The sequence below is a fragment of the Rhodococcus sp. LMD genome (assembly GCF_056108245.1).
In genome coordinates this window covers 2,937,157-2,953,702 of sequence record NZ_CM148557.1, presented here as the reverse complement: position 1 = coordinate 2,953,702, position 16,546 = coordinate 2,937,157, and the positions used below count along the sequence as shown (strand labels likewise).

The following is a 16,546-nucleotide window of genomic DNA, read 5'->3' as shown; positions in this document are numbered from 1 at the left end:
CGCCGGACGGGCGGTCGTCGGAGTCAGGCCTTGCCGGTCCCGGCGGCGATGCCCCGGTCGAGCTGCCCGAGCAGTGCGGTGCCGAGCTCGGTGAGCGCGGCGACCTGTTCGTCGTCGAGGCCCCGGAACACCAGGGCCTGGACGGTCGCGACGTGACCGGGCGCCGCTTCGACGAGCTTGGTCATGCCGGCGTCGGTGAGCACCGCGTACGAGCCGCGCGTGCCGGGCACGCTCTGCCGGCGCACCCACCCGGCGTTCTCCAGCTTGGTCACCACGTGGGACAGCCGCGAGAGCGACGCGTTGGACAGCTGCGCCAGCTCGGACAGGCGCAGCCGCCGGCCGGGCGCCTCCGACAGCTCGGCGAGGACCGAGTAGTCGAAGTGGGTGAGCGCCGAGTCTCGCTGCAGCTGCGTGTCGAGCGCGGCCGGCAACCGGGTGATCAGTGCCACCAGTTTCCGCCAGGCCCGCTGCTGGGATGCGGTCAGCCACTCGGTGTCGTCGATCTGCGCGGAGCCCACTGGTGCACCGTCCTTTCTCGATCGTCCACCCTATCGGGACCGCCGGTGCGGGAGGCCGGCGTCCCGTCGGAGCCGATGGTCAGGGGCGCTGTCCCATGCCGGTGGCGACCTCGTGCAGTCGGCCGCCCATGCTGTCCGCCGTCAGTGGCGGCGTCGGCAGTCCCGCGCCGTCGCGGAGTCCGGTCAGGAACTCCTCGAGAGTGGCCCGGGGAGAGAACCGCGGGATCCACTCGAGATCCGTGCGGGCGCGGGTGCAGTCCATGAGCGGCAGCCGCAGCACCGTGTCGAGCAGCCCGGGGGAGGCGGGGGCGAGCCGGGCGTGCCAGGCGACGGCGACGGCCGCGTGCAGCGCCGCGGCCGGGACGGGCACCGTGCGGGCCCCGAGGATCTCGGCGAGGACTTCGGTGTCGACCGGGGGCTCGGCGGCGAGATTGAAGGCGCCCCGCACCGGTCGCAGCACGGCCCGCACGTACGCGTCGGCGGCGTCCTCGGTGTGCAGTACCTGCATCCGCAGCCCGGCGGTGCGAGGGACGACGGGCAGGGCGCGGACGAGGCGTCCGGGGACGAACGGTCCGGCGAACAGTCGGCGCTGGGCGGTGGCGGACTCGCGCTTGAAGATGAACCCGGGCCGCATCCGGACCACCCGGAGGTCGGGGTGCCGCAGTTCGAACGCGTCGAGCCAGCGTTCGAGGTACGCCTTCTCCCGCGGGTATGCGGCGCCGGGCCAGCCGTGGGTGGGCCAGCGCTCGTCGATCCGCTCGTGCTGGGGTCCCGGCGAGTAGGCGCCGACCGACGAGGCGTGCACCACGGCGGGGACGCCCGCCGCGGCGGCGGTCTCGAACACCCGGATCGATCCGAGAACATTGTTGCGCCAGGTGACCTCGGGTTTGTGGGTGGGCTGGAAGAGCCAGGCCAGGTGAACGACCGCGTCGGCACCCCGCAGCAGCTCGTGCAGGTCGTCGCGGGCGACGTCGGCGACGACGAAGTCGGTCTTGGGGCAGCGCCAGTCGGTGGGGCGGCGGGCGATGCCGATCACCGATCCGATGGTCTCCCGGGCGGCGAGTGCCGCCGTGACGCTGGTGCCCACGTTTCCGGTCGCGCCCGTGACGACCACTTTCAGGCCCTGTGTTCCGGTCATGGGCGGGGGATACCCGCGCCGTCGCCGATCCATCCCCGCCGGGAACGTTCCGGAGGCTCCGGCGCGGCCTCGGGTAGTATTGTTGAAGCTTCAATATTAGGAGTTCGTGTGAGTCTCATGCCCGCCCTGTTCCTCAGTCACGGTGCGCCGCCCCTGGTCGACAGCGCGACGTGGGTGGCGCAGCTGCAGCGCTGGGCCGCCGACCTGCCGACCCCCACCGCGATCCTCGTGGTCTCCGCGCACTGGGAGTCCGCGCCGCTGACGATCGGTGCCACCACCACCGGTACCCCGCTCGTGTACGACTTCGGCGGGTTCCCCCGCCGCTTCTACGAGGTCACCTACCCGGCGCCCGGTGCCCCCGACCTCGCCCGCACGGTGGCCGCGCTCATGCCCGACGGCGAACCCGTCGTGCAGCAGCCGCACCGCGGTCTCGACCACGGCGCGTACGTGCCGCTTACCGTCATGTACCCGGACGCGGACATCCCGGTCCTGCAGATCTCCCTGCCCACCCTCGAGCCGGCGCGGCTGCTCGCGCTCGGCGCGCGGCTGCGGCCCCTCCGGGAGCAGGGTGTGCTCGTCGTCGGCTCCGGCTTCACCACCCACGGTCTGCCGTTCCTGCGCGACCCGCGTCCCGAGGCCGCCGCGCCGGGCTGGTCCGCCGAGTTCGACGCATGGGCCGCCGAGCGGCTCGCCGCCGGCGACGTCGACGGTCTGCTCGACTTCCGCACCCGGGCGCCCGGCATGCCGTACGCCCACCCGACGATCGAGCACTTCGCCCCGCTGTTCGTCACCCTCGGCGCGTCGAGCGACCCGGAGCGGGCGCCCCGGCAGGTGATCGACGGGTTCTGGATGGGATTGGCGAAGCGCTCCGTCCAGGTGGACTGACCGTCAGTCCCGGGCCGCGCGCCGCGCCCGCAGCGCCGCGAGGGCGCGGTCCGCGTGCACGTCGGGGCGCACCTCGCTGGCGATCACCTCGAGCACGGTGCGGTCGGTGTCCAGCACGAACGTGGTCCGCTTGACCGGCGACAGCCGGGCGAGCAGCCCCCGGCGCACCCCGAACCGGGCCGCCACCTCGCCGTCCGGGTCGGACAGCAGCGGAAAGTCGAACGACTGGCGTGTCGACCATGCGCCCAGCCGGTCCACCGGGTCGGTGCTGATACCGATCCGGGTCGCGCCGACGGCCGCGAACTCGGCCGCCAGATCCCGGAAGTGGCACGCCTCCGCCGTGCACACGGGGGTGAACGCGGCCGGATAGAAGAACAGCACCACCGGCCCGTCCGCCAGCAGCGCGGACAGGGTCCGCGGACGCCCGTCCTGGTCGTTCGCCGTGAAGTCGGGGGCGGTATCACCGGCTCTCATGTCCGGTGACGCTACCGCGACCGCGCTCGTCGCGGCAGGCCCTGGGATGATGGGCGCCATGTCCGGCGAGCCCACCACCATCCCCGCAGCGGCGCCCGACCCCACCGAGGGCGGTCGACCCGACTCCACCACCACCCGCGAGCAGTTCCGGCTCCTCGCCGCCGAGCACCGGGTCGTCCCCGTGACCCGCAAGGTCCTCGCCGACGCGGAGACTCCGTTGTCGGCGTACCGCAAGCTCGCCGCCGACCGGCCCGGCACCTTCCTGCTCGAATCCGCCGAGAACGGCCGGTCCTGGTCCCGGTGGTCGTTCATCGGCGCAGGCAGCCCCGCCGCGCTCACCGTGGTCGACGGCGAGGCCACCTGGTACGGGCACGTGCCCGCCGGGGCCCCCACCGGCGGCAACCCCCTCGACGTGCTGCGGCAGACGTTGCAGCTGCTGCACACCGAGCGGCTGCACGGCCTGCCCCCGCTCACCGGCGGCATGGTCGGCTACCTCGGCTACGACGTCGTGCGCCGGATCGAACGGCTGCCCGAACACGCTGTCGACGACCTGCACATCCCGGAGACGGTGATGATGCTCGCCACCGACCTCGCCGCCGTCGACCACCACGAGGGCGCGATCACCCTCATCGCCAACGCCGTCAACTGGGACGGTTCCGACGAGCGCGTCGACGAGGCGTACGACGACGCCGTCGCCCGGCTGGACCGGATGACCGCGGCGCTGGCCGCGCCGGCCCCGTCGACCGTCTCGACCTTCGACCGCCCCGCCCCCGACTACCGGCGCCAGCGCACCACCGACGGCTTCGGCGCCGACGTGCGCCGGCTCATCGGCGAGATCGAGGCCGGCGAGGCGTTCCAGGTGGTGCTGTCCCAGCGCTTCGAGATCGACTGCCCCGCGGCGCCGATCGACGTGTACCGGATGCTGCGGGCCTCGAACCCGAGCCCGTACATGTTCCTCATGCACGTTCCCGACGGCGACGGCGGCACCGCGTTCTCCATCGTCGGCTCGAGCCCGGAGGCGCTGGTGACCGTCGCCGACGGCGTCGCCACCACGCATCCCATCGCCGGCACCCGCTGGCGCGGCACCAGCGAGGAGGAGGACATCCTGCTCGAGAAGGACCTGCTCGCCGACGAGAAGGAGAACGCCGAGCACCTCATGCTCGTCGACCTCGGCCGCAACGACCTGGGCCGGGTGTGCGAACCCGGCACGGTCAAGGTGCACGACTACCGGCACATCGAGCGTTACAGCCACGTCATGCACCTCGTCTCGACCGTGACCGGTCGCCTCGCCGAAGGCCGGCACGCCCTCGACGCGGTCACCGCGTGCTTTCCCGCCGGGACCCTGTCCGGTGCCCCCAAGGTGCGGGCGATGGAACTGATCGACGAGCTCGAACCGACCCGGCGCGGCATCTACGGCGGCATCGTCGGCTACCTCGATTTCGCCGGTGACGCCGACACCGCCATCGCGATCCGTTCCGCCCTGGTCAAGGACGGCGTCGCCTACGTGCAGGCCGGTGCCGGCGTCGTGGCCGACTCCGACCCGGTCTACGAGGACACCGAAGCGCGCAACAAGGCCATGGCGGTGCTCTCCGCCGTCGCCGCCGCCGGCACCCTCACCCCGTACGACGGGGACCGGTCGTGAGTGCTCGCGACGCCACCGGGCGGCGCCGCGGCGCGACCGCCGCGCTGCTCGCGACCGCCGCCGCCGCGCTGTGGGGTGCGAGCCGCCTGACCTGGGTGACCGTCACCTCCTCCGACGGCCTCGGTGAGGACCGGGTCACCGGGCTCGTCGGGGGGACGTGGGCGGCTGCGCTGACCCCGCTCGCCCTGGCGCTGCTGGCCGCGGTCGCGGCGTCCTTCGCGGTGCGCGGGTGGGCACTGCGGGTGCTGGCGGTGCTCGTCGCGGTCGTCGCGGTCGCTGCCGCCGTTCCGGCGGTGGGCCTGCTCACCGGGAGCGCCGACGACGCGACCGCGGCGCGCATCGCCGAGTTGCCCGCACGCGCCGAGGTCACCTCCCTCACCGTCGCCACCGCCCCGGCGCTGCTCGCCCTGGCCGGTGCCGTCGCCGCGCTGGCCGCCGCGGTGCAGCTGTGGCGCACCCCGCGGGCCCGGGCGGGGCTGTCGTCCCGCTACGACAGCCCCGCCGCCCGCCGGGAGGCCACGGTCCGCCGGGACACCGCCGACGAGCCGGTCACCGAACGCACGCTGTGGGACGCGCTCGACGCGGGGGAGGACCCCACGGTCGACGCCGCCGACGACCGGTCCGCCGATCGAGGCGGGGAGGGCGGCACCGACGATTCGGGGACCCGCCGCACGGGTCGGTGAGGGCGCGCACTACCCTTCAAGAAACTCCGATGAGCTTTCTCACATCGGATTGACAGGGGCGAAAGGACTTCGAGCCACGATGACAGTTCTCGACTCGATACTCGAAGGGGTGCGCGCCGACGTCGCCGCCCGGGAAGCGGTCCTCGACTTCGCTGCGGTCAAGGCCGCGGCCGCCGCCGCGCCCCCGTCCCTCGACGCCAAGGCCGCGTTGCTCGAGCCGGGAATCGCCGTGATCGCCGAGGTCAAGCGGGCGAGCCCGTCGAAGGGTGCGCTCGCCGACATCTCCGATCCCGCCGAACTCGCCAAGGCCTACGAGGCCGGCGGTGCCCGCGCGATCAGCGTGCTCACCGAGCAGCGCCGGTTCCAGGGCAGCCTCGAGGACCTCGACGCCGTGCGGCGCGCGGTGCGGATCCCGGTGCTGCGCAAGGACTTCATCGTGGGGCCGTACCAGATCCACGAGGCGCGTGCCCACGGCGCCGACATCGTGCTGCTCATCGTCGCCGCCCTCGAACAACCCGTGCTGACCTCGCTCGTCGACCGTGTCGAATCCCTCGGGATGACGGCGCTCGTGGAGGTGCACACCGAGGAGGAGGCCGACCGGGCCCTCGAGGCCGGCGCCACGGTCATCGGAGTCAACGCCCGCGATCTCAAGACTCTCGAGGTCGACAAGAGCACATTCGCCCGGATCGCGCCGGGGTTGCCGACCGAGGTCGTCAAGATCGCCGAGTCCGGGGTGCGCGGTCCCTCCGATCTGCTCACCTATGCCGGCGCGGGCGCCGACGCGGTGCTCGTCGGTGAGGGTCTGGTGACCAGCGGCGACCCGCGCCACGCGGTTGCCGAACTGGTCACCGCCGGCACCCATCCGTCCTGCCCGAAGCCCGCGCGCTGAGCGCAGTCCGGTGCACCGCCGACGGCCCGGACCCGGCGACGAGGCGGGGGCGACGTTGGGGCAGACTGGACGGGTGAGCACAGACGATCCCGTACTTTCCGCCAAGGGCCGCGGTCTGCCCCGCATGAGCGCCGCAGTGGCCGAGCACAGCGCGCACGAACCCGACCCCGGCGGCCACTTCGGGGTCTTCGGCGGGCGGTTCGTCCCCGAGGCGCTGATGGCGGTCATCGAGGAGGTCACCGCCGAATACGACAAGGCGCGGGTCGACAACGGGTTCCTCGACGAACTCGATCGGTTGCAGCGCGACTACACGGGCCGGCCGTCCCCGGTGTACGAGGCCAAGCGGCTGAGCGACCACGCCGGCGGCGCCCGGATCCTGCTCAAGCGCGAGGATCTCAACCACACCGGCTCACACAAGATCAACAACGTGCTCGGCCAGGCCCTGCTCGCCAAACGGATGGGCAAGAGCCGGGTCATCGCGGAGACCGGCGCCGGGCAGCACGGTGTCGCCACCGCCACCGCCTGCGCGCTGCTCGGCCTCGACTGTGTCGTCTACATGGGCGAGGTCGACACCGAACGGCAGGCCCTCAACGTCGCCCGGATGCGCCTGCTCGGCGCCGAGGTCGTCGCCGCCACCAGCGGCTCGCGCACCCTCAAGGACGCGATCAACGAGGCGATGCGCGACTGGGTCACCAACGCCCACAACACGTACTACTGCTTCGGCACCGCCGCCGGCCCGCACCCGTTCCCGATGATGGTGCGCGACTTCCAGCGGATCATCGGCCTGGAGGCGCGCGCGCAGGTGCAGGCGCTCACCGGACGGTTGCCCGATGCCGTCACCGCCTGCGTCGGCGGCGGGTCCAACGCCATCGGCATCTTCCATGCCTTCCTCGACGACCCCGGCGTCCGCCTGGTCGGCTTCGAGGCCGGCGGCGACGGCGTGGAAACCGGGCGGCACGCCGCCACCATCACCGGCGGCACGCCCGGCGCGCTGCACGGCGCCTACTCCTACCTGCTGCAGGACGAGGACGGGCAGACCGTCGAGTCCCATTCGATCTCCGCCGGCCTGGACTACCCCGGCGTCGGACCCGAGCACTCCTACCTCAAGGACATCGGCCGCGCCGACTACCGGCCCGTCACCGACACCGAGGCCATGGACGCGTTCTCGCTGCTCTCGCGCACCGAGGGCATCATCCCCGCCATCGAGTCGGCGCACGCCGTCGCCGGGGCCCTGGACCTGGGTCGCGAACTCGGCCCCGGCGCGGTCGTGCTGGTCAATCTGTCCGGCCGCGGCGACAAGGACGTCGACACCGCCGCGCGGTGGTTCGGGCTCCTTCCCGCCGACCCGGCCACCCCCGACACGACGGAAGGATCCGCGCAGTGAGCGCCCAGCAGCCGCAGTCCCGCCTCGGCGAGGTCTTCGCCCGATGCAAGGCCGAGAACCGGGCCGCGCTCGTCGGCTATCTCCCCGCCGGGTACCCCGACCTGCCGCGCTCGATCGAGGCGTTCGAAACGCTCGTGCAGGCCGGGTGCGACATCGTCGAGGTCGGCATCCCCTACAGCGACCCGGTGATGGACGGCCCCACCATCCAGGCCGCCGCCGACGGGGCACTCACGGCGGGTTTCCGGGTGCGGGACGTGTTCCGCGTCGTCGAGGCCGTCGCCGCCGCCGGGGGCCACGCTGTCGTGATGACCTACTGGAACATCGTCCTCAAGTACGGGATCGACGAGTTCGCCCGCGACCTCGCCGCCGCCGGAGGACTGGGCATCATCACCCCGGACCTCATTCCCGACGAGGCCGAGCGGTGGATGGCGGCGGCGGACCGGCACGGGCTCGACCGCATCTTCCTCGTCGCCCCGTCCTCGACCGCCGAGCGTCTCGCCACGACCGTCGACTCCTGCCGCGGATTCGTCTACGCCACCTCCACGATGGGCGTGACCGGCGCCCGCGACGCCGTCTCGGACATGGCGCCCGAACTCGTCGCGCGCGTGCGCGAGCACTCGCAGATTCCCGTGGGTGTCGGCCTGGGCGTGCGGTCGCGGGACCAGGCCGCCCAGATCGCCGCCTACGCCGACGCGGTGATCGTCGGCTCGGCGCTGGTGGCCGCCGTGGCGCAGGGCGCCGACGCGTTGCGCGCGCTCACCACGGAACTCGCGGAGGGCGTGCGCTCGGCTAGCGTGGCCACGTGACCTCCACCGCCGTCCCCGCCGCCACCGTCCTGGCGTATCTGCCCAGTCCGCCGCAGGGGGTGTGGTACCTCGGGCCGATCGCGCTGCGGGCCTACGCCCTGTGCATCATCGTCGGGATCGTCGTCGCGATCTTCTGGGGCGACCGCCGCTGGGTCGCCCGCGGCGGCGAACCGGGCACCGTGCTCGACGTCGCGGTGTGGGCGGTGCCGTTCGGTCTGATCGGTGGCCGCCTGTACCACGTCGCCACCGACTGGCAGAAGTACTTCGGTGCGGGCGCCGACCCGGTCGACGCGCTGAAGATCTGGCAGGGCGGGCTGGGCATCTGGGGGGCGGTCGCCCTCGGCGGGGTGGGCGCCTGGATCGGGTGCCGTCGCCGCGGCGTCCCCCTGCCCGCCTTCGGTGACGCGCTGGCCCCGGCGATCCTGCTGGCCCAGGCCATCGGCCGGCTCGGCAACTGGTTCAACCAGGAACTCTACGGTCGGGAGACGACCGTGCCGTGGGGCCTCGAGATCTACGAACGCCGCAACGACGCAGGACAGACGAGCCCGGACCTCATCGACGGAATCTCCACCGGGCAGGTCGCGGCGGTGGTGCACCCGACGTTCCTGTACGAGCTGGTGTGGAATCTGCTCGTCGTGCTGCTGCTCGTGTTCGTCGACCGGCGATTCCGCATCGGACACGGCCGACTGTTCGCTCTCTACGTGGCCGGATACAGCGCGGGCCGCTTCTTCGTCGAACTCATGCGGTCCGATCCGGCCACCGAGATCGCCGGGATCCGGATCAATTCCTTCACGTCCGCCATCGTGTTCGTCCTCGCCGTCGCCTACGTCGTCGTCGCGCGCAAGGGCCGGGAAGCGCCGGAGGAACTGAAATCCCGCCGTCCGGGTGGCGCAGACGAGGCCGCCGCGGCCGGTGGCGCAACCGGGACCGACGACGGGCACCGCGACGGCGCGTCCGGGTCGGTGGTGCCGGCCGAGCCCGGCGGTAAGGTCGAGTCAGGTACGCGCAGCGAGAACGAAGGGGACAAGTCGTGACCACATCCGACCCGGGATCCCCGGGTCCCACATCCGACGCGGGGTCCCCGGAGCCCACGGGCCCGGATCTGCGGAAGAAGGACGAGACCTCCACGGGGCCGGACCTGCGCAAACAGGCCGCCGCCGAGGAGGCGTCCGAAGCCGGCGCGAGCGCCGCACCACGCGACGGCGAGCCGGCCTCCACCGAGGAACTGCCCGCGTTCGGTGGCACCGCCGACTACGATCCGACCGCCCAGGCGTCGCTGTCCGTTCCGCCGCCCACCACCGAGTCGACCGCGCCCACCTGGGGTACGGCGGGACCGGGCTGGAACACCTATGCGGGCATGGGCAACGGTCCGGGCTGGGGCACCACGCCGAGCTATCCGCCGCCGTCGAGCGAAGGGCAGTACGGCACCGCGCACGACTCCGAGGCACAGACCGGCGGCCGGTACGGCGGCACCGGACCCGTCTACGGCACACCCGACCCGCAGTTCCAGGGCGCGCCGCAGTACCCGCCGGCCTCCGCACCGGGCTACGGATCCTCCGGTTACGGGCCCACCGGTTACGGTGCCTACGGCGATCCCTCCGCCCCGTACGGGCGGGATCCGGCGACCGGCGAACCGTACTCCGACAAGTCGAAGACCACCGCGGGTCTGCTGCAACTGCTGCTGCCCTTCGTCGGGATCTGCGGCGTCGGACGGCTCTACCTCGGGAGCACCGCCGTCGGCCTCATCCAGCTGCTGGGGCTGTGGATCGGCGGCCTGCTGGCGATCGTCCTGATCGGTTTCGTGATCATGCCGGTGATCTGGGTGTGGTCCGTCATCGACGGGATCATGATGCTCACCGGCAGCGTCCGCGACTCCGACGGCCGCCCGCTGCGGCCCTGACCCACCCGCCCGGCGGCCGGTCGCGCACCTCGCGCGGCCGGCCGTCGCGCGCGTAGACTGACCGCCACCGGGACCGATCCCCGGTTCGACCGTCGGGCGGACCTGGTCCGGCCACCCACACCGCACAGCGCACGCCCGTCGTGGCGACCCCGTCGGGGCCGCTCATCCGACGACGCGTGACGTCGCCCCACACCGGCGACGTGGAGGTGGACCGGTGCGGCATTCCGGGATGCCCGAGGCCCGCGGACTCTACGACCCCGCCCGCGAATCGGATTCCTGTGGCGTGGGCGCGGTCGTCGACCTGCGCGGCCGCAGCACACACCGGACCGTCACCGACGCGCTCACCGCGCTGCGCAACCTCGGCCACCGCGGCGCCAGCGGCCGGGAACCCGCCAGCGGGGACGGCGCCGGTATCACCCTGGCCCTCCCCACCGCCCTCTTCGATGCCGTCGCCGGCGTCGAGCTGCCGCCGCCCGGGTGCTACGCCACCGGCCTGTGCTTTCTGCCCCGCGACCCACGCGCCCGGGCAGCGGCCCGCGAACGGATCCACACGCTCGCCGCCGAGGAGGACCTCGAGATCCTCGGCTGGCGCGAGGTTCCCGTCGACCCGGCCGGCCTCGGGCGCACCGCCGAGGCCTGCCGCCCCCACGTCAGCCAGCTGTTCGTCGCCGCCGCAGGCGCGGACGGTGCCCGCCCCGCGGGCCTGGACCTCGACCGGCGGGTGTATCCGCTGCGGCGCCGCGCCGAGCACACCGGCGACGTCTACTTTCCGTCGCTGTCCGCCCGCACCGTCGTCTACAAGGGCATGCTCACCGCACAGCAACTGCCGGGGTTCTACCCCGACCTGCGGGACCGGCGTTGCGCCAGCGCGATCGCACTCGTGCACAGCCGCTTCTCCACCAACACCTTTCCGTCCTGGCGGCTCGCGCAGCCGTTCCGGTACAGCGCCCACAACGGCGAGATCAACACCATCCGCGGCAACCGGAACCGGATGCACGCGCGGGAGGGGCTCCTGCGCACCGGGCTGCTGCCCGGCGACCTGACCCGCCTGTTTCCGCTCTGCACCCCCGACATGTCCGACTCCGCGACCCTCGACGAGGTCCTCGAACTGCTCCATCTCGCCGGGCGTTCACTGTCGCACGCGGTGACCATGCTCGTCCCGCCCGCCTGGGAGAACGCGCCCGGACTCGATCCCCGGCGCCGCGCCTTCCACCGCTTCCACGCCGCGCTGCTCGAACCGTGGGACGGACCGGCGTGCCTGCCCTTCACCGACGGACGGTGGTTCGGGGCCGTGCTCGACCGCAACGGGTTGCGGCCGGGCCGCTGGTGCCGCACCGCCGACGACCGGGTCCTGTTCGGCAGCGAGACCGGAATGCTCGACGTGCCACCGGAACACATCGTGCACAAGGGCCGGCTCGAGCCGGGCCGGATGCTCCTCGTCGACACCGCCACCGGGCGCATCGTCCCGCCCGACGAACTGCTCGACACCCTCGCCGCCGCCCACCCCTACGACCGGTGGCTGCGCGAGGGTCAGGTCGACCTGGCGGATCTGCCCCGTCCGGCCGGGCACCCCGCCGCGGACCACGAGCCGGATCGGGACCACCGGCTGTTCGGCTACACCCGAGAGGACCTCGAGGTGCTGCTCGAACCGATGGCCGCGACCGGTGCGGAACCGCTCGGTTCGATGGGCGCCGACATCGCCCCCGCGGTGCTGTCGCCGCGCCCCCGGCTGCTCTACGACTACGTCGTCGAGCTGTTCGCCCAGGTCACCAACCCGCCGTTGGATGCCATCCGCGAACGGGTCGTCACCTCGATGCGGCGCGTCGCCGGCCCGGAGGACAACCTGTTCGACGCGTCCGCGAAGTCGTGCCGGCAGCTGGTGCTTCCCGGTCCGGTGCTCGACTCCGACGACCTCGCCGCCGTCGCGGCACTCGGCCCGGGCGGCCCGCGTCCGGCCCTCGCCGCACGGGTGCTGCCCGCGCACTTCGCGGTCGGCGGCGACCCCGGCGAGGCCCTCGCGGCGGGACTCGCGGCCCTGCGCCGCGCCGCCGACGCCGCCCTCGACGACGGTCGCGGCATCCTGATCGTCACCGACCGCGGGTGCGGTCCGGACCGCGTCCCGATCCCGTCGCTGCTCGCCGTCGCCGCCGTGCACCACCACCTCGTCCGCACCCGGCGGCGCACCCGCGTCGCGCTCCTCGCCGAATCCGGCGACGCCCGCGAGGTCCACCATGTGGCCGCGCTGGTCGGGTTCGGCGCCGCGGCGGTCTGCCCGTACGTCGCCTTCGGCACCGTGCGCTCCCTCGCGGCCGCCGGGCGCATTCCCGGCACGGACCCGGCGGCGGCCGCGGCGAACTACCGTCGCGCCCTCGTCACCGGTGTCCGCGAAGTGATGGCCAAACTCGGCATCTCGACCCTCGCCTCGTACACGGCGGCGCAGACGTTCGAGGGCGTCGGCCTCGCCCGGGAGGTCGTCGACGAGTACCTGCCCGGTACCGTCTCCCGACTGGGCGGCGCCGGGCTCGCCGACCTGGCCCGTGACGCCCGTCGCCGGCATCGGCATGCCTTCGGGAACCGTTGTGCCGACACCCTTCTCGACAGCGGCGGCGTGTACCGGTACCGGCGCGACGGCGAACCCCATCTGTTCACCCCCGAGACGGTGTTCCTGCTGCAGCACGCGACCCGCACGGGACGCGCGGACGTCTACGCACGCTACTGCGCCGAGGTCGACCGTCTCGCCGCCGCGGGCGCCACGCTGCGCGGGCTGCTGCGCACCGTCGCCGCGGAGCCGATCCCGCTCGACGAGGTCGAGCCGGAGGCGGAGATCGTGCGCCGCTTCGCCACCGGGGCCATGAGCTACGGGTCGATCTCCGGGGAGGCACACGAGGCCCTCGCCGTCGCGATGAACCGGCTCGGCGGCCGCTCGAACTCGGGGGAGGGCGGGGAGGAGCGCGACCGGCTCGGCGACCCGCTGCGGCGCAGTGCCGTCAAACAGGTCGCCAGCGGCCGCTTCGGCGTCACCGCCGACTACCTCGCCGACGCGACCGACCTGCAGATCAAGATGGCTCAGGGAGCGAAACCCGGTGAAGGTGGCCAGCTTCCCGGTCACAAGGTGTATCCGTGGATCGCCCGCACCCGGCACGCCACGGCGGGCGTCGGCCTGATCTCCCCACCGCCGCACCACGACATCTACTCCATCGAGGACCTCGCCGAACTCGTCCACGACCTGCGGTGCGCCAACCCGCGGGCCCGCATCCACGTCAAACTGGTCAGCGGTGTCGGCGTCGGGATCGTCGCCGCCGGTGTCGCCAAGGCCCATGCCGACGTGGTCCTGATCTCCGGCCACGACGGTGGCACCGGCGCCGCACTGCTCACCGCCCTGCAGCACGCCGGCACCCCGTGGGAGATCGGGCTCGCCGAAACCCAGCAGACCCTCGTGCTGAGCGGCCTTCGCGACCGCATCACCGTGCAGTGCGACGGCGGTCTGCGCACCGGTCGGGACGTGCTGATCGCGGCGCTGCTCGGCGCCGAGGAGTTCGGGTTCGCCACGGCGCCCCTGGTGGTCCTCGGCTGCATCCTCATGCGGGTGTGTCATCTCGACACATGCCCCGTCGGGATCGCCACCCAGAATCCCCGACTCCGGGAGAAGTTCACGGGCAGAGCAGAATTCGTGGAACAGTTCTTCCGGTTCGTCGCCGCGGACGTGCGCCGGCGGCTCGCGGCGCTGGGCCTGGCCCGCCTCGACGACGCCGTCGGCCGGGTCGACCTGCTCGAACCCGACGCGGCGCTCGCGCACTGGCGTCGCCGCGGGCTCGATCTCGCGCCGCTGTTCACCCCGCCCGCCGACGCCCTCGGCGCGCCCCCACAGCGCCGCCGCACCCGCCCGGCCGCCGGACCCCCCGACGCGCCGTTGGACCGGGACCTGATCGCCCGCGCCGGCCCCGCCCTCGACCACGGCCGGCCCGTGCAGCTGACCGGGACCGTCACCAACCGGGACCGCGCCGTCGGCACCCTGCTCGGCTGGACCGCCGGCCGACGGTGCCCCGCGGGTCTGCCCGAGGACACCGTGCGGATCGACCTGCACGGCAGCGCCGGACAGTCCCTCGGCGCCTTCCTGCCCACCGGGATCACCGTCACCGTCACCGGCGACGCCAACGACTATGTAGCCAAGGGTCTGTCCGGCGGGCGCGTGGTGGTGCGCCCCGACGCGGCCGCGCCGTTCGACCCGCACGAGCAGATCGTCGCCGGCAACACCGTCCTGTACGGGGCGACCTCCGGCGAGTTGTTCCTGCACGGTCGGGTGGGGGAGCGCTTCGCCGTGCGCAATTCCGGCGCCGACGCCGTGTGCGAGGGCACCGGCGACCATGCCTGCGAGTACATGACGGGCGGCCGCGTGGTGATCCTCGGACCCACCGGCCGCAATCTGGCCGCCGGTATGACCGGGGGTCTGGCCTACGTCCTCGACCTCGAGCCCGGCCTCGTCAACACCGACTCGGTGCAACTGCAACCGGTCGACCCCGCCGAGCTCGCGCAGGTGCGGGATCTGATCGCCCGCTACCGCGCACGCACCGGATCGGCAGTCGCCGGGGAACTGCTCGCCGACTGGGCCGGCAACGCGGGGCGCTTCACCGCGGTGGTGCCCGAGGATCTGATCCGGATCCGCGCGACCGCCCGCGAACGGCCCACCCCGGTCGGAGCCGACGGTGCCTGACCCCCGCGGATTCCTGCGTTACGACCGCTGCGAGCCGCCGCGCCGGCCCGCCGCCGAACGCGTCCGCGACTGGGCAGAGGTGCACCGCGCGCAGTCCCCCGACGAGGAGCTCCGCACGATCCGGGAACAGGCCGCCCGCTGCATGGACTGCGGACTCCCGTTCTGCCACAGCGCCGGAACGGGCTGCCCGCTCGGCAACCTGATCCCCGAATGGAACGACCTGGTGCGCCGCGACCGGTGGGCCGAGGCCGCCGACCGACTGCACGCCACCGACAACTTCCCCGAGTTCACCGGCCGGTTGTGCCCGGCCCCGTGTGAATCCGCCTGCGTGCTGGCCCGGGACGACCACGCCGCCGGTGTGACGGTCGAACGGATCGAACGGGCGATCGCCGACCGGGCGTGGGCCGACGGCCGCGTGCCGCCCCGCCCCCCGGTCCGCCGCACCGGCAGATCCGTCGCCGTCGTCGGCTCCGGCCCGGCGGGTCTCGCCGCGGCCCAGCAACTCACCCGCGCCGGACACGCCGTGACCGTCCTCGAACGTGCCGACCGGCTCGGCGGCCTGCTGCGGTACGGCATCCCGGCGTTCAAGATGGACAAGGCGCTCGTCGACCGGCGTCTCGCGCAGATGCGCGCCGAGGGCACGGTGTTCCGCACCGGCACCGAGGCGGGGGTCGATCCGGATGTCGCCGCTCTGCGGGCCGAATTCGACGCCGTGGTCCTCGCGGTCGGAGCCGGACGCGCCCGCGACCTGCCCGTCCCGGGGCGCGGACTCGACGGGGTGCATCCCGCGATGGAGTTCCTCGTCGCCGCCAACCACGAGTGCGCGGGCGACGGACCCACCCCGATCAGCGCCGCCGGGCGGCACGTGGTGATCGTCGGTGGCGGGGACACCGGTACCGACTGCTTCGGCACCGCGCTGCGGCAGGGCGCGCGGTCCGTCACCCAGCTCGACTACCGGCCCCGCCCGCCCGGCCGGCGCGACGAGGACGTCACCCCGTGGCCACTCGTGCCGTGGGTGCTGCGGACGGCACCCGCGCACGAGGAGGGCGGGACCCGGCGGTTCGAGGTGACGGTGCAGCACTTCGCCGGGTCCGGTGGGCGGGTGCGGACGCTCGAACTGGCGGAGGTGGACGCGCGCCGCGCCCCCCGCGGGAACACCTTCGCCATCCCCTGCGACCTCGCGCTGCTCGCGGTCGGCTTCGAAGGGGTGCAGCGCGGACCGCTCCTCGAGGCCTTCGGCCTGGTCCCCGGCGGGCGAGGCACGCTCGGCTGCGACGACCACTGGCAGACCGCCACCCCGGGGGTGTTCGTGTGCGGCGACGCGCACCGGGGGGCGTCACTCGTGGTGTGGGCGATCGCCGAGGGGCGTGCGGCGGCGCACGGGGTGGACACCTTCCTGACGGGGGAGTCGGAGCTGCCGGCGCCGGTCCGTCCCGGCTCGCTGCACCTGGGCTTCCCGCGTTTTCCGCCCCGCCGGCCGGGGTAAGCCGCACGGGTGAGCGACCGTGCCGGTCGC

The 16,546-nt window shown here is 73.5% G+C and carries 13 protein-coding genes; 10 read left to right on the top strand and 3 right to left on the bottom strand.

The genetic code is table 11. The features are described from left to right. Window positions 1-23 precede the first annotated feature (23 nt). Both ACWPQI_RS13530 and ACWPQI_RS13525 read right to left on the bottom strand, forming a co-directional pair. Window positions 24-518, bottom strand: coding sequence for a MarR family winged helix-turn-helix transcriptional regulator (locus tag ACWPQI_RS13530; protein ID WP_010595271.1), 495 nt, complete (start codon window positions 516-518; stop codon window positions 24-26). Between the two features lie 79 nt (window positions 519-597). Then, window positions 598-1,656 (bottom strand): NAD-dependent epimerase/dehydratase family protein, encoded by a 1,059-nt coding sequence (locus ACWPQI_RS13525; protein ID WP_162919324.1) that lies wholly within the window; start codon window positions 1,654-1,656, stop codon window positions 598-600. A 117-nt stretch (window positions 1,657-1,773) separates the two neighbouring features. Here ACWPQI_RS13525 and ACWPQI_RS13520 point away from each other — a divergent pair, with 117 nt between their 5' ends. Next, a complete protein-coding gene (locus tag ACWPQI_RS13520) occupies window positions 1,774-2,541 on the top strand; it encodes a dioxygenase family protein (RefSeq protein ID WP_010595273.1) in 768 nt (255 codons plus the stop codon). Window positions 2,542-2,544: 3 nt separating this feature from the next. Here ACWPQI_RS13520 and ACWPQI_RS13515 read toward each other — a convergent pair whose 3' ends face one another. Continuing rightward, on the bottom strand, window positions 2,545-3,015 hold the full coding sequence (locus tag ACWPQI_RS13515; protein WP_017681433.1) for a peroxiredoxin: 471 nt from the start codon (window positions 3,013-3,015) through the stop codon (window positions 2,545-2,547). 58 nt (window positions 3,016-3,073) lie between these two features. Here ACWPQI_RS13515 and ACWPQI_RS13510 point away from each other — a divergent pair, with 58 nt between their 5' ends. The 9 genes from ACWPQI_RS13510 (at window position 3,074) to ACWPQI_RS13470 (ending at window position 16,516) form a co-directional block, all read left to right on the top strand. Further along, complete coding sequence (locus ACWPQI_RS13510; RefSeq protein WP_010595275.1) at window positions 3,074-4,657, top strand: anthranilate synthase component I; 1,584 nt, start codon at window positions 3,074-3,076, stop codon at window positions 4,655-4,657. Continuing rightward, on the top strand, window positions 4,654-5,340 hold the full coding sequence (locus ACWPQI_RS13505) for a TIGR02234 family membrane protein (RefSeq protein WP_017681435.1): 687 nt from the start codon (window positions 4,654-4,656) through the stop codon (window positions 5,338-5,340). The genes ACWPQI_RS13510 and ACWPQI_RS13505 overlap by 4 nt, the downstream gene beginning before the upstream one ends. 79 nt (window positions 5,341-5,419) lie before the next feature. Beyond that, window positions 5,420-6,229, top strand: coding sequence for an indole-3-glycerol phosphate synthase TrpC (trpC, locus tag ACWPQI_RS13500; RefSeq protein WP_010595278.1), 810 nt, complete (start codon window positions 5,420-5,422; stop codon window positions 6,227-6,229). Between the two features lie 124 nt (window positions 6,230-6,353). After that, window positions 6,354-7,613, top strand: coding sequence for a tryptophan synthase subunit beta (gene trpB, locus ACWPQI_RS13495; RefSeq protein ID WP_051059606.1), 1,260 nt, complete (start codon window positions 6,354-6,356; stop codon window positions 7,611-7,613). Then, window positions 7,610-8,419 (top strand): tryptophan synthase subunit alpha, encoded by an 810-nt coding sequence (gene trpA, locus ACWPQI_RS13490; RefSeq protein WP_010595280.1) that lies wholly within the window; start codon window positions 7,610-7,612, stop codon window positions 8,417-8,419. Before trpB ends, trpA begins: the two co-directional genes overlap by 4 nt. Next, the gene (lgt, locus tag ACWPQI_RS13485) at window positions 8,416-9,453 is read left to right on the top strand and encodes a prolipoprotein diacylglyceryl transferase (RefSeq protein ID WP_102031174.1); all 1,038 of its coding nucleotides are present in this window, start codon (window positions 8,416-8,418) and stop codon (window positions 9,451-9,453) included. Before trpA ends, lgt begins: the two co-directional genes overlap by 4 nt. Further along, a complete protein-coding gene (locus ACWPQI_RS13480) occupies window positions 9,450-10,319 on the top strand; it encodes a TM2 domain-containing protein (RefSeq protein WP_102031173.1) in 870 nt (289 codons plus the stop codon). Before lgt ends, ACWPQI_RS13480 begins: the two co-directional genes overlap by 4 nt. Window positions 10,320-10,533: 214 nt before the next feature. Beyond that, complete coding sequence (gene gltB, locus ACWPQI_RS13475) at window positions 10,534-15,030, top strand: glutamate synthase large subunit (RefSeq protein ID WP_474738377.1); 4,497 nt, start codon at window positions 10,534-10,536, stop codon at window positions 15,028-15,030. Then, window positions 15,023-16,516: a glutamate synthase subunit beta gene (locus ACWPQI_RS13470; RefSeq protein ID WP_064066217.1), complete on the top strand. Its 1,494-nt coding sequence runs from the start codon at window positions 15,023-15,025 to the stop codon at window positions 16,514-16,516. Before gltB ends, ACWPQI_RS13470 begins: the two co-directional genes overlap by 8 nt. Window positions 16,517-16,546 lie beyond the last annotated feature (30 nt).